Raw genomic sequence first — 13,275 nt, 5'->3', positions numbered from 1 at the left:
ATATGTGCCTATCTTGCGATGATAATGACAATAAATATCAGAGTTCAAATATTTAATATATAGGAATTACGGAGTTATTCTGATTCTCTTTCTCTTAAGAATATTTCATAAACTTCATCAATTAATTCATTGATGGTTTTTTGCCATGATTTAGGCAATGAAGCCTGCCATATCACATCAATACACCATTGGGCTTGTTCACAATGTTGAGCGAGTGTCATTTGAGCTTAAAGTTTCACTTAAGGCATGAAAAAGCCTCATCTGGTAACTTTGGCACATGCCAATAACCAGTAATACATATCTCAGGCAACACCACTATTTTCACGTCTTGTTGCTCGACTTGGGTAATAAAGTTATGAATGCGGCCTAGGTTATAGGTCTTATCATTAGGGCGATGTTGAAACTGAACTGTTGCAGCGTGGAGTAGGGGTTATATTGCATTCTTTTTATCTCCTTAGGTTAAGGAGATAAAAATATGTCGTTCGAACAAAAAATAATGAGTTATTTTTGTATTTTATTATTATAAGTTGTTGAATATAATGTTTAACTAACTCGTTACAGGTGTTTTTTTCGGGTAAGTTAACTTAAAAAGATGATTCATAGTTACATTATGCGAAAAAAATCTTTAATTTAGCTTTAATATTCTTATATTATCAACTTTGCTTAAAGGTACTTGGGTGATTTTATCTTAATAAGTGTCTTTATTTAGTGAATTAGCCATGTAAGTAACCTTTATTCTTAGCATTAAAGGCAAGAAACTAACTTAAGCTATGAGCGCAAAATGTAATAATGATAGGTGTCTTTCTTGTCATTTTGACTATTTATTGGGGAAATTGCGAAGTGAAATGCTTGTATTACTCATTTTGTAATGCCCCAGGCTAATATTATTATGTTTTATTTTTGTTATTTTCCATTTTAACTCTATAAAATTGCAATATACATTTGTGATTTGTTACAATTTGAAATAAATGTAACTTGTTGTTATTTAAAGGTTATTTATGTCATAAATTGTTTTATTTTACTCTAAATATGTGTTAATGAAGGCTATCGACATTTTTTTACTTTAATTATGAGTAACTTGCTCTATTCATGATTAAATAGTAGTAATTTAAAGGGTATTTCAGTTTTTTATATTCTAAACCCTTAATGTGAGTAAGTTAAAATTGCTATTAATCTAATCATAATAAATGATAAAAATAAAAAAACCATTATCAGTTGTTTTTTTGAAGTAAACATTAAAAATGTAAAAATTAAATTAATTTATAAAAATAAATACATAAAAATACTTATTAATCAATGAATACCATATTAAATCAACAGTAAATGCCTTTATTTTATTGGAAATTAAATTTACGGCATATTTCCCGATGTTACCATTGGTGATGGTTATTATTTTTTTTGATTTAAAATCAACATCTTGAGATGGTGTAATTCGTTTTATAAAAAATAGTAACTAATATGAACAATGTGATTTTTATCTTATAAGATAATCAAAGCTTAAATAATGAAATATTGATAGGTTTCAATGGCTTTAATTTATTATATTGATCGTTATAAACAGTTTTACTTTTATATATTGAAAACTATAATTAACTCAAATTTCGTGTTTTAATTGGTTCTTGCTATTTTGATTTGGATATATAAGCGGTGTATAATCAGTGCAGTTTATTATGTTAAAGATTTTGATCTGTAATATAATTTAGCCATTTAATATTTTAGGTTATTTTAGGTTATTTTGGGCTATTGTTAATGATAAATGTAAATCGGATAGTAGGCAGAGAGATTAGAAAAAGAAGAAAGCACTTAGGGCTTTCAGGTATTGAATTAGCGAATCTTGTTGGCGTTAGTCAGCAGAAAATTTCCCGCTATGAAAGAGGCGAGTGCAATATTAATATTGAGAATTTGCACGTGCTTGCTAATGCGTTAGAAACTGAAATGATTTGTTTTTTTATCGATGATGTTTTTATCAATAAAGAAAATAGTTAATTTAAAAAAATAAGAATAATCTGGTTACAAGATTAAATTAATAAAGTTATATGTTTTTAAATTAATTAATAATTTAAATTAATAAAGGTGTAGTGTTTTTACTTTTATCTAGTAAAAACCTAGATCTTGTATTTTATTTATCATTACACTCTCAGTAAATAAATATCAACTTAATAATTTATTGATTATTAGGTGATTGGTACATCTGTCGTCTTTTTATAGGAAAATATAAATGAAATTAACTAAAATTGCATTAGCTACAATTATCGCTTCTTCATTTGGTATTGCACACGCAGCACCTGTAGATCAAGGAAGTGGCATCATCAACTTTACTGGTAAAGTGATTAATGCACCTTGCTCAATCCCTGGTGATGGTACAATCAACGTTGACCTTGGCCAAGTTGCAAATAAAGTATTGGAAACTGGTAACAAATATAGCCAAAGCGTTCAATACAATATCCAGTTAGAAAACTGTGATTTAGGTGAAGTTAAAGATGCTAGTGATGTAGTTGTCTTCCCTGCGGTTAGCAAAGTTAAAGTAACGTTCACTGGTACTCCAGATACCACAGCAAAAGAATTACTGGCAAATACTGGTACTTCTAAAGGTGTTGGTGTTCGTTTAATCAACGCAGATGGCGCAACAATGAAAGTTGGTGATACCAGCGTTGAGTTGCCATTAGCGGATGGTCCAAATAAATTAGTATTCAGTGCTCGTGTTGAAGCAAATGGTAGCAAAGTTGAAACTGGTAGCATTATTTCTCAAGCAACTTACGCTTTAAACTACCTGTAATTTTTTATTTTAAATAACAGGCATATATTTGCCTGTTATTTTCCTTTTTTTATTTTTTGACAGGGAACATCATGTCTCTATTGCCTCAGTTTAAAATAAATAAAATATTATTTTCAATTGCTTTGGCGTTTTCCGTTTCGGGAATAGCGAATGCAGTGGAATTTAATATGAATATTATTGATGCTAAGGACAGAGATAATATTGATTTGAGTCAGTTTTCTAATCCCGATTTTATTCCTGCTGGTGAATATTTAACAGATATTACATTGAATGGTAGAAAGTTATCTGGGCAGTATTTAATTAAATTCATTGAAGAGAGTAAAGATACTTCAACACTCTGTATTACACCAGAGATGGTAAATATTTTTGCATTAAAAAAGAAGGTAAAGGAAGAACTTCTGCAAAATAATAATGGCCAGTGTGTTGAACTATCTAAAAATTTAGATATTACCTATCGCTTTGATAAAGCGAATCAGAATATCTTATTTTCTATTCCTCAAGCTTGGCTTGAATATGATGACCCGTATTGGGTTCCACCTTCCCAATGGGAAAATGGGATTGCGGGCGCATTTCTCGACTATAACCTGTTTGTCAATTACTCAGCGCCTAAAAATAACAGTGAAACATTCAGTGGTAGTAGTAACGGTACCGCTGGCGTTAACTTAGGAGCTTGGCGTTTTCGTGCTGACTATCAATATCAATATAATCGTTCTCAAGGTAAAACGAATGAGCGGTTTGATTGGACTCAGTTATACGCTTTTCGTGCTTTACCTCAAATGGGTGCAAAGGTTTTACTTGGTGAGTCTTATTTGAAGACTGACTTATTTGATAGTTTTCGCTTTATAGGGGCGTCTATTTTTAGTGATAACCGGATGCTTCCACCTTCATTACGCGGTTATGCACCTCAGGTTACCGGTATTGCGAAAACGAATGCGATGGTGATTATTTCACAGAATGGGCGTGTGATTAAGCAAGTTAAAGTCGCTCCAGGGCCATTTAATGTTCAAGATATCACTGAAGCGGTACAAGGTACTTTAGATGTAACCATTGAGGAAGAAGATGGTTCAAAAACCACTTATCAAGTGACAGCGGCATCGTTGCCATTTTTAACGCGTCAGGGGCAGCTACTTTATAAATTTACCATGGGGCAATCCGACCCATTTGGTCGCTCACAGAAAATTGATCCTAAGTTTATTGTAGGAGAAGTTTCCTATGGTTTATTTGGTGATACATCCATCTTTGGTGGGTTAATTGCAACGGTAGATAATAACAATTATCAAGCGATGAACTTGGGGATAGGGCAAAACATGAATATGTTTGGTGCTATCTCTGTTGATATCACTCGCACCCATGCAAATTTAGATAATTTTGGATCTTATTCAGGTAATAGCTATCGTTTAAATTATTCTAAACGTTTTGAATCTACCAATTCACAGATAACATTCGCAGGCTATAAATTTTCTGAAAAAGAATTCTTAACGATGCCTCAATACATTGATGCAGCTAACGGCGTGCTTGATTTTAGACGTGACAAAAACGTCTATACCGCGTCTTTTAATCAATACATTAGCCCACTGGATTTAACTGTCTATTTTAATGCTTCTCATCGCCAATTTTGGAATAGTGAATCAACAACAAACTTTGGGATGAGTTTTAGTAAGTTATTTAGTATTGGGCAAATTAAAAATATTTCCGGCACATTATCACTCAATAAAATTAAATATGAAGAGACGGATGATAATCAAATTTATCTATCTTTCTCCGTGCCACTCGAAAATGGCGCTTCAGTGAGTTATGACGCTCAGTATGCAGACAATGACCATAGCTTTGGTCAATCTGTGGGTTATTACAGTGCAAACGAGAATAACAACTATTGGAGTATGCGTGTTGGTGGTGATCAGCACAAACTTGGACGCGCAGAACCAAATATCAGTGGTAGTTATCAATATTCATCACCTTATGGCGTATTAAATGTTAATGCGACTGAAAATGTGAACTCATATCGTGCTGTCGGTGGTAGTTGGTATGGTTCCATGACAGCAACGAAATACGGTGCGGCCATGCACCGCAACGGGACTAACAACGAGCCTCGTGTGATGATTGATAGTGACAATGTTGCAGGGATTTCGATTGATAATGGCGAATCAGTCACAAACCGATTTGGGATTGGTGTAGCGACAAGCTTAAATAGTTTTTCTAATTCAGATGTTTACATTGATATGAATACACTACCTGATGATGTAGATGTCAATGACAACATTATTGGTAAAACCCTGACTGAGGGGTCAATTGGTTATCAGAGAATAAAAGCGAATCAAGGAAAACGTATTTTAGCAATTATCCGTTTGAATAATGGAAATTATCCACCGCTTGGTACCAGTGTGATTGAGTCAAGCACAGGAAGAGAAGTCGGAATTATTGCTGATAGCGGCGTTGCGTATTTAACGGGTGTGGATCCAGAAGAAAGCTACATAGTGAAATGGGCTGCGGGCGCAAACCAATGTAGTTTGAATTTACCTAATATTGCCGAAAAAAATCAGGGTAAAGTCCTGATCCCTTGCCAATAAAGGAATGATGTATGAGTAAAAAGTATGTAGTAGCTTTAGGATTTTCATTAGTTTTTGTCGGCATGCAAGTTGCGTCTGCTGCGATCAATATTGACCGTACACGAATTATTTTTCCAGGCAAAGATAAATCAATAAGTCTGGTTATTAATAATCAAAGTAAAACAATGCCTTATTTAGCTCAATCTTGGATGGAAGATGAAAAAGGGAATAAGGTTTCTGAACCTTTTACGGTTTTACCACCGATGCAACGTGTTGAGCCTAATGCTAAAAACCAAATAAAAATTATTAAAACGGAGGGAATTGACGCTCTTCCACAAGATAGAGAATCTCTGTTCTATTTAAATGTGCGCGAAATTCCCCCTGTTGCAGATAAAGAAAATGTTGTTCAGATTGCGATTCAAAGCCGTCTAAAAATGTTTTATCGGCCACCTCAAATCGAAAATAATAGCGACAAAGTATGGGCTAAAGAGCTGAAATATACGCATACAGGTGGACAATTATTAATTGAAAACCCAACTAAATATTACGTGACACTGGGTTACCTTAGTAACAACAACCAGAAAAATTTCCCTGGTTTTGAAAGTGTGATGATTGCTCCGCTTTCTAAGGAAAGTGTCTCCGTGCCGACAAGCGGTTTTAATCAGTTATATACCGGCTATATGGATGATTACGGTGGGATGAAAATGTTGACTTACCAATGCGCTGCGTCGACCTGCCAGCTGTCAAAAGAGAGCCAATAGGATTTTAGATATGAGAAATTGCTACTTTTCAATATGTCTTTTCATGCTATCTCTATGTGGAAGCCAAAGCTATGCAGATAGTAGCATGATGAGAGGTGATCTTAATTTTACAGGTAATGTAGTGGCATTGCCTTGTAAAATTTCATTTTACTCTATAGATCAAAATATTGAATTAGGCCCAATATCTCTGAATTATTTTAATGAAATTGGGGATAGAAGCCCTAAGCATGAAATCAAATTAAAATTTGATGACTGCATTTTCCCAAAACGCGATCGCGATGATAGGGATCCAGTTGTCAGGATCATGTTTATTTCAGAGCCAACTGCAAGTACAGACCGCAATTTATTTGGTGGTAAAACCATTCTAAATGGCTACGGCATTCGCTTAATGGATAAAGATAGCAATATTGTTCCTAATGGCGAATATCGTAGTTATCCAATCTATTTTGATGATAACCAGCAAATTACGATTTATTCCATGCTAGAGAGTTATCTACCCAGAAATGAATTAACAGTGGGTAATATTAAAACGCAAATTACCTTAAATATTACTTACCTATAAGGTGTATAAATCATGATACACAGGTTTATTCAAAAATATGGTTTTTATATTGTATTTCTATTCGTTTTTATTAGCCCAAAAACCTTTGCATTAGATTGTGTGGAAGCCGGAACCGGAGTGGTTATTAAACCTGCAGTACCTGTTGGCCAATTAGCTATTCCGGCAGATACACCAGACGGAACAATTATTTGGCAATCTGACCCACTGACAGTCACCGTTTTTTGCGACAACGTGCTTGGAAATATGGTTGACGTTGTTCATATGTATTTTAACCCAACATCTCAAAAGTTAGGTACTGGCTTACTACTCGGTGCGAACTATCAAGGCCAACAGCTTGAGAGAGATAAACAAAAAGTGAGTTTAGGTACAAAACCAATCAGTGGCAACGAAAACGTGACAGTGACGGTGACATTTACACTGTATATCAAAGTGACAGGGACTGTACCGCCATCAGGTAACTATGAGGGTGATAATCAATTTACAGTTTTCCAATTTGATGGGAGCGGTGGGATCAATACGACACCAGGGGCGAAAAACTTACGCTACTCGATATCTGGATTACGGGGGATCCGTTTCTTAAAGTGCGGCGCAGATATTAAAGTTTTCCCTGAGTCACAGCAAATTGATTTTGGCCAGCTAATGATTACAGACTTGAATCAAGGGAAAGAGTTTAAAAAGGATTTTCAAGTCCAAGCGGTGAAAAGAGGTTGTCTTGATAATTTCTCTATGAATATCAATTTTGAAACGACTGATCCACTGAATGGTGAATATGCGATTGATTTAAAAAATGGCACCAACTTAATAATTATGGACGATAAAAGTAATAATATAAAATTCAATTACTTCCAGTTTTTTGGTAGCCTACCGCAAGGAAGTACTTCAGTAACCCGTGATTACAGTGCAACAATTAAAAAGGCGGGGACGGTGAAAACGGGTGGATTTAACGCCTCAACCATTGTTCGAATTAACTATTATTGATATCAGTAATATATCGATGTGAGTGATAGTTAAAATGATAGTATAAAATGATAATAAAAGAGTGGGCTTTTGGCCCACTCTTTTATTATATAACTGTGTGATTATATAACTGTGCGATTATGTAACTGTATGATTGTGTAACAGCATGGCTATGCTACATCGTCATACCGGCTAACGAAAGTTAGCGCACTCCTTTGCGCTAGGGTGGCTAACTCTATTTAACACATTTGCCGCAAGTTTCATTTTGCACTTGCTCAAAGAAGTTATTTCCTTTGTCATCAACCAAAATGAACGCAGGTAACCCTTCAACTTCCATTTTCCAAATTGCTTCCATTCCAAGTTCTGGATATTCAAGGCAATTTAGGCTTTTCACATATTCTTGAGCAAGTATTGCTGCGGACCCACCAATACTGCCTAAATAGAACCCACCATGCTTTTTACAGGCATCCGTCACCAATTGAGTTCGGTTACCTTTCGCCAACATTAGCATGCTGCCACCGTGGGACTGGAATAGATCGACATAAGGATCCATCCGATTACCGGTTGTTGGGCCCAAAGAACCGGAAACCATATCTTCAGGTTTCTTCGCTGGGCCTGCGTAATACACCATGTGATCTTTAAAGTATTGAGGCAGTTCTTCGCCGCTATCTAAACGCTCTTTCAATTTCGTATGCGCAATATCCCGAGCAATAATAAGTGGCCCACTGAGGGAAACACGTGTTGATACAGGGTGTTTACTCAGCTCAGCCAAAATGTCTTTCATTGGGCGGTTGAGGTCAATATGTACTACTTTTCCTTCAGCTTGATTACGCATAGACTCAGGAATGTATTGGGCTGGGTTGTGCTCCATTTTTTCAAGCCATAAACCGCTTTTGGTTATTTTGGCTTTAATGTTTCTATCAGCAGAGCAAGAAATAGCTAAGCCGATTGGGCAAGAGGCACCGTGGCGAGGTAAACGAACAACACGAACATCGTGAGCAAAATATTTACCACCAAATTGTGCGCCAAAACCAAGATGACGTGAAGCTTCTAATAACTCATTTTCTAGCTCTATATCACGGAAGGCACGGCCATACTCATTACCTGTGGTTGGCAGATTATCGTAGTATTTTGCAGAGGCAAGTTTGGCGGTTTTCAGGGTTGTTTCTGCAGAAGTACCACCGATAACAAAGGCAATATGATAAGGCGGGCAAGCTGTTGTGCCTAGATTCCGCATTTTTTCAATTAAGAAATTTTTTAACTTAGCTGGAGTTAATGTTGCTTTTGTTTCTTGGTAAAGTACTGATTTATTTGCTGAACCGCCGCCTTTGTTAACAAACAGGAAATGATATTCATCGCCAGTGGTCGCAAAAATGTCAAACTGAGCAGGTAGGTTTGTGCCAGTATTGACTTCATTAAACATATCTAGCGGGGCATTTTGAGAAAAACGTAGGTTTTCGTGTTGGAAGACGTTATAAATCCCTCGAGAGAGGTACTCTTCGTCGTCGCAGTCTGTCCAAACTTGTTGACCTTTTTTCCCAACAACCGCGACAGTGCCCGTATCTTGGCAGTTTGGTAATATACCTTTTGCCGAAATTTCAGCATTGCGAAGTAACTGCAATGCAACATATCTGTCGTTTTCGCTGGCTTCTGGGTCATGTAAGATAGCAGCGACTTGTTTCTGGTGCGCGGCTCTTAAAAAAAACTGAGATTCATAAATTGCGTGTTCGGCAAGGAGGGTTAATGCTTCAGGTTCAACTTTTAAAATTTGCTTTCCCGCAAATTGTTCTACAGAAACATATTTATCAGAGACTTGGAAATACTCGGTTTTATCCTCAGATAATGGATAAGGTTCTTGGTAAAAAAACTCTTTATTAGCCATTTTGCTCACTCACATATTAATTTCAGTGGAATTTCCAAAAATAGTCACCCGCAGGCTTATGTTTATTCTTTAATTGGTTTAACGCGAAAGATACAAAGTAAAATTTATAGGTGCAATAATGAAACAAAAATCACAAAATAAATCACTAAAAGTTACAGTTTAGCTTGGGATTATACTAATTTGATTATTATATTCAAAGGGATGCAGGGGATAATATGATGTTGGTTAAATTTATTGAGATAAAAGATAAGGATTAATGAAAATTAGATTTAAATCACATAATAATATTATTAACTGCAACTTTAATTATTTGTTATAGATGTTACCGGTTATTTGATTTTTTCATGTGTAATCACGATATATACCTATTGAATATAATTACCATCATAACTTGATAATTTTGTTATACGGTTTTTATTGTATTTTTCTTGTGCATCTAATAGTAAGATTTATATCACTGAATACATTAATTAAAAAATTTAAAATAATAAAAACTATTAATTTTATAATTATTATTTTTATTGTGAATTGTATTAACCCTATGAATTTTAGTGTATTTGACTTAAGTTTCACCCTCTAATGTATCATGTAAATCTATAGATATAGGCGGATTAATTCTATATATCGCTATGTTGCTTATTTTTCTCAAAAATCTGTTTTATTTATTGAGAATTCATAATGAAAGGCAAACGAAGTTGTGAAAATGGCTTTCAATTTACAAAAACAGTGTTTATCATGCATGCCTTATGAAGTTTAAATGGCGCTACTGGTTTTGGGCTTTGCTGGGGAAAATAATTTGCTTATGTCACGTTAAGTCGACAGAGTAAACCTCCGACAAGCTTATACAGTCTTTAACGGTGGCGGTTCTATCTGCATTATTCCTAGGGATAGAGTGTATAAATAAATGACTGAGACAACCTCTCTGACACCACTCATTGAATTAAAATCTTTAAGTAAAGGTTTTGATGGCAAACAAATTATTTCTGAGCTTGACTTAACCATTCAGAACGGTGAGTTTTTGACCATTCTTGGGCCTTCTGGTTGCGGCAAAACGACGGTTTTACGTCTTATTGCTGGGTTAGAAGATGCCGATGACGGTCAAATTATTCTTGATGGTCAAGATATTACAGATATTCCTGCAGAACAGCGTTTTGTGAACACTGTGTTCCAGAGCTACGCTTTATTTCCTCATATGACGGTTTTCGATAACGTTGCTTTTGGCCTACGCATGCAAAAAACGCCTGCGGCTGAAATTCAAAAGCGTGTCGACCAAGCCTTACGTATGGTGCAGCTAGAAGATTTTGCTGAGCGTAGACCCAACCAACTGTCTGGTGGCCAACAACAGCGTGTGGCGATAGCCCGTGCGGTAGTGAATCGCCCGAAAGTCCTACTGCTGGATGAATCATTGTCTGCGCTCGATTATAAACTGCGCAAACAAATGCAAAATGAGCTAAAAGCCCTTCAACGAAAACTGGGGATCACGTTTATTTTTGTGACTCACGATCAAGAAGAAGCCTTAGCCATGTCTGATCGGATCATTGTGATGCGTGAAGGGCGAATTGAGCAAGACGGCACACCTCGTGAAATCTATGAGGAACCGAAAAACCTATTTGTTGCTCAATTCATTGGTGAAATTAATATTTTTGATGCGAAAGTATTGTATCGCATTGATGATAAACGTATTCGTGCCAATATTGAAGGTCATGAATGTGATATTTTCACTGAGCTCTCTGTCAACGAAGGGCAACACGTTAGTGTGTTATTACGTCCTGAAGACTTGCGCGTTGAAGAAGTAAATGATGCAGATAACCATCCAGGGCTGATTGGCTACGTTCGTGAACGTAACTATAAAGGCATGACGTTAGACTCAGTGGTTGAAATGGAAGATGGCAAAATTGTCATGGTGAGCGAATTCTTCAATGAAGATGACCCCGATGTCGACCACTCCCTTAACCAAAAAGTTGCTGTGACTTGGGTTGAAAGCTGGGAGGTAGTTCTGGATGATCATTCGTAAACATAAAATTTTGCAGAACGTTATTATCACCGGGGTAGTCGTCTGGCTGCTGCTGTTCGTCTTTTTGCCTAATATTATGATTATCGGCACCAGCTTTTTGACGCGTAGCGACACCAACTTAGTTGACTTAGTTTTTACGTGGGATAACTACATTCGCTTGTCTGACCCGATGTATGCAGAAGTGATGTTGCACTCGCTCAATATGGCGGTGATCGCAACTTTTTTCTGTTTAGTAATTGGCTATCCATTTGCCTTTATATTGGCAAGGTTACCTAAACGGGTACAACCTTTGATGCTGTTTCTGTTAATTGTGCCATTTTGGACCAATTCATTGATCCGTATCTACGGGTTAAAAGTTTTTCTCAGTACCAAAGGGTACTTAAATGACTTTTTACTGTGGGTTGGTGTTATCGATAAACCGTTGAAAATTATGTATACACCGGAGGCCGTCATATTAGGCCTTATCTATATATTGCTGCCATTTATGGTGATGCCGCTGTATTCAAGTATTGAAAAATTGGATAAGTCATATATAGAGGCTGCAAAAGACCTCGGTGCGAATAAATTTCAGCGGTTTGTGAAAATCATCATTCCGTTAACGATGCCAGGAATTATTGCAGGCTGTTTGCTGGTTTTATTACCCGCAATGGGGCTGTTTTATGTAGCGGATTTAATGGGCGGTGCGAAAAATCTACTGATCGGTAACGTGATTAAGAGCCAGTTCTTAAATATTCGTGATTGGCCATTCGGGGCCGCAACCAGCATTTTCCTCACAGCGATGATGGGGTTATTGCTGTATGTCTATTACCGAGCAGCTAAGCTTCTGAATAAAAAGGCATATGAAGAATGATCGGACGTACTCTCTGTGGTGGCTTTATGGCCATCATCTACGCTTATCTTTATATTCCAATCATTATTTTGATTGTTAATTCCTTTAATGAGTCACGTTTTGGTATTCAGTGGCAAGGGTTTTCAACTAAATGGTATGAATTACTGAGTAATAACGATAGCCTATTAGAAGCTGCGGGGCATTCATTAACTATGGCGGTTTTGTCAGCGACTTTCGCGACAGCCATTGGCACACTCACTGCCGTCGCATTATTTCGCTATCGTTTTAGAGGAAAACCTTTCGTCGGTGGCATGTTATTTGTGGTCATGATGTCCCCGGATATCGTTATGGCGATTTCGTTATTGGTTCTATTTATGATCCTTGGGGTTTCGCTCGGTTTTTGGTCGTTATTATTTTCGCACATTACCTTTTGCCTGCCGTTTGTCGTGGTGACGGTCTATGCAAGGCTGAAAGATTTTGATGTGAAGATGTTAGAAGCGGCGCGCGACCTTGGAGCGGGTGAATTTACCATTTTGCGTAAAATTATTTTGCCTTTGGCATTACCTGCGGTTGTTGCCGGCTGGCTACTCAGTTTTACCTTGTCGATGGATGATGTGGTGGTTTCCTCATTTGTCACGGGGCCAAGTTATGAAATTTTGCCATTGAAAATATATTCCATGGTAAAAGTTGGGGTTTCCCCAGAAGTTAACGCATTGGCAACGGTGCTGTTGATTATGTCCCTCTTACTGGTGTGTTTAAGCCAGTGGGTGATGCGGGATAAATACTCAAAAAAAACTAAGTAATACGTTAAACGACGGTGCTGCCCATTTTTATCGGGCAACATCTTTTTTCAGTGCCATTCGGCGAGAGGGTGGGCTCCAACTGAGCCTATTAGATATAACCCCGAAATCATTCAAGCGGCTGCTTGGTGCATTAAGGGATAAAAAA

The 13,275-nt window shown here is 36.7% G+C and carries 11 protein-coding genes and 1 pseudogene; 9 read left to right on the top strand and 3 right to left on the bottom strand.

The window, feature by feature from the left end; translation table 11 throughout:
* Positions 1-74 precede the first annotated feature (74 nt).
* Together PSF67_RS01810 and PSF67_RS22035 are read right to left on the bottom strand one after the other, a co-directional pair.
* Entirely contained in the window at positions 75-221 is a 147-nt protein-coding gene (locus PSF67_RS01810) for a hypothetical protein (protein WP_206276806.1), read from the bottom strand.
* A gap of 44 nt (positions 222-265) precedes the next feature.
* A pseudogene (locus PSF67_RS22035) lies at positions 266-430 on the bottom strand (nitrilase-related carbon-nitrogen hydrolase); the annotation flags it as partial.
* Positions 431-1,749: 1,319 nt separating this feature from the next.
* On the opposite strand from PSF67_RS22035, the gene PSF67_RS01800 reads away from it, so the two are divergent.
* The 6 genes from PSF67_RS01800 (at position 1,750) to PSF67_RS01775 (ending at position 7,623) form a co-directional block, all read left to right on the top strand.
* Positions 1,750-1,986, top strand: a complete 237-nt coding sequence (locus tag PSF67_RS01800; RefSeq protein WP_272676431.1) for a helix-turn-helix domain-containing protein — start codon at positions 1,750-1,752, stop codon at positions 1,984-1,986.
* Between the two features lie 232 nt (positions 1,987-2,218).
* Positions 2,219-2,776 carry a fimbrial protein gene (locus PSF67_RS01795; RefSeq protein WP_195697789.1) on the top strand — a complete coding sequence of 186 codons (558 nt, stop codon included), beginning with the start codon at positions 2,219-2,221 and terminating at the stop codon, positions 2,774-2,776.
* Between the two features lie 71 nt (positions 2,777-2,847).
* On the top strand, positions 2,848-5,343 hold the full coding sequence (locus tag PSF67_RS01790; protein WP_272676430.1) for a fimbria/pilus outer membrane usher protein: 2,496 nt from the start codon (positions 2,848-2,850) through the stop codon (positions 5,341-5,343).
* 11 nt (positions 5,344-5,354) lie between these two features.
* A complete protein-coding gene (locus tag PSF67_RS01785; protein ID WP_102138041.1) occupies positions 5,355-6,083 on the top strand; it encodes a fimbrial biogenesis chaperone in 729 nt (242 codons plus the stop codon).
* Between the two features lie 85 nt (positions 6,084-6,168).
* Positions 6,169-6,645, top strand: a complete 477-nt coding sequence (locus tag PSF67_RS01780; protein ID WP_229597484.1) for a fimbrial protein — start codon at positions 6,169-6,171, stop codon at positions 6,643-6,645.
* Between the two features lie 12 nt (positions 6,646-6,657).
* The gene (locus PSF67_RS01775) at positions 6,658-7,623 is read left to right on the top strand and encodes a fimbrial protein (protein ID WP_102138039.1); all 966 of its coding nucleotides are present in this window, start codon (positions 6,658-6,660) and stop codon (positions 7,621-7,623) included.
* A gap of 214 nt (positions 7,624-7,837) precedes the next feature.
* Here PSF67_RS01775 and PSF67_RS01770 read toward each other — a convergent pair whose 3' ends face one another.
* Complete coding sequence (locus PSF67_RS01770; RefSeq protein WP_272676429.1) at positions 7,838-9,484, bottom strand: fumarate hydratase; 1,647 nt, start codon at positions 9,482-9,484, stop codon at positions 7,838-7,840.
* Between the two features lie 904 nt (positions 9,485-10,388).
* Between PSF67_RS01770 and potA the strand changes: the two genes are divergently transcribed.
* Genes potA through potC form a run of 3 tightly spaced genes read left to right on the top strand, consistent with a single transcriptional unit; the run spans position 10,389 to position 13,130 of the window.
* Positions 10,389-11,498, top strand: a complete 1,110-nt coding sequence (gene potA, locus PSF67_RS01765) for a spermidine/putrescine ABC transporter ATP-binding protein PotA (RefSeq protein ID WP_272676428.1) — start codon at positions 10,389-10,391, stop codon at positions 11,496-11,498.
* Entirely contained in the window at positions 11,485-12,348 is an 864-nt protein-coding gene (gene potB, locus PSF67_RS01760) for a spermidine/putrescine ABC transporter permease PotB (RefSeq protein ID WP_272676427.1), read from the top strand. Before potA ends, potB begins: the two co-directional genes overlap by 14 nt.
* Positions 12,345-13,130 (top strand): spermidine/putrescine ABC transporter permease PotC, encoded by a 786-nt coding sequence (gene potC, locus PSF67_RS01755; protein WP_272676426.1) that lies wholly within the window; start codon positions 12,345-12,347, stop codon positions 13,128-13,130. Before potB ends, potC begins: the two co-directional genes overlap by 4 nt.
* The last annotated feature ends 145 nt before the right edge of the window (positions 13,131-13,275 follow it).

Source organism: Providencia sp. PROV076, from assembly GCF_028483405.1.
Lineage (GTDB): Bacteria > Pseudomonadota > Gammaproteobacteria > Enterobacterales > Enterobacteriaceae > Providencia > Providencia huaxiensis.
This window is presented reverse-complemented; position numbering and strand designations above follow the sequence as displayed.

Excerpts from the sequence above, each read along its gene's own strand:
- PSF67_RS01810 (WP_206276806.1), bottom strand. The coding sequence starts at position 221 with ATGACACTCGCTCAACATTGTGAACAAGCCCAATGGTGTATTGATGTG.
- PSF67_RS01800 (WP_272676431.1), top strand. The coding sequence starts at position 1,750 with ATGATAAATGTAAATCGGATAGTAGGCAGAGAGATTAGAAAAAGAAGA.
- PSF67_RS01795 (WP_195697789.1), top strand. The coding sequence starts at position 2,219 with ATGAAATTAACTAAAATTGCATTAGCTACAATTATCGCTTCTTCATTT.
- PSF67_RS01790 (WP_272676430.1), top strand. The coding sequence starts at position 2,848 with ATGTCTCTATTGCCTCAGTTTAAAATAAATAAAATATTATTTTCAATT.
- PSF67_RS01785 (WP_102138041.1), top strand. The coding sequence starts at position 5,355 with ATGAGTAAAAAGTATGTAGTAGCTTTAGGATTTTCATTAGTTTTTGTC.
- PSF67_RS01780 (WP_229597484.1), top strand. The coding sequence starts at position 6,169 with ATGATGAGAGGTGATCTTAATTTTACAGGTAATGTAGTGGCATTGCCT.
- PSF67_RS01775 (WP_102138039.1), top strand. The coding sequence starts at position 6,658 with ATGATACACAGGTTTATTCAAAAATATGGTTTTTATATTGTATTTCTA.
- PSF67_RS01770 (WP_272676429.1), bottom strand. The coding sequence starts at position 9,484 with ATGGCTAATAAAGAGTTTTTTTACCAAGAACCTTATCCATTATCTGAG.
- potA (WP_272676428.1), top strand. The coding sequence starts at position 10,389 with ATGACTGAGACAACCTCTCTGACACCACTCATTGAATTAAAATCTTTA.
- potB (WP_272676427.1), top strand. The coding sequence starts at position 11,485 with ATGATCATTCGTAAACATAAAATTTTGCAGAACGTTATTATCACCGGG.
- potC (WP_272676426.1), top strand. The coding sequence starts at position 12,345 with ATGATCGGACGTACTCTCTGTGGTGGCTTTATGGCCATCATCTACGCT.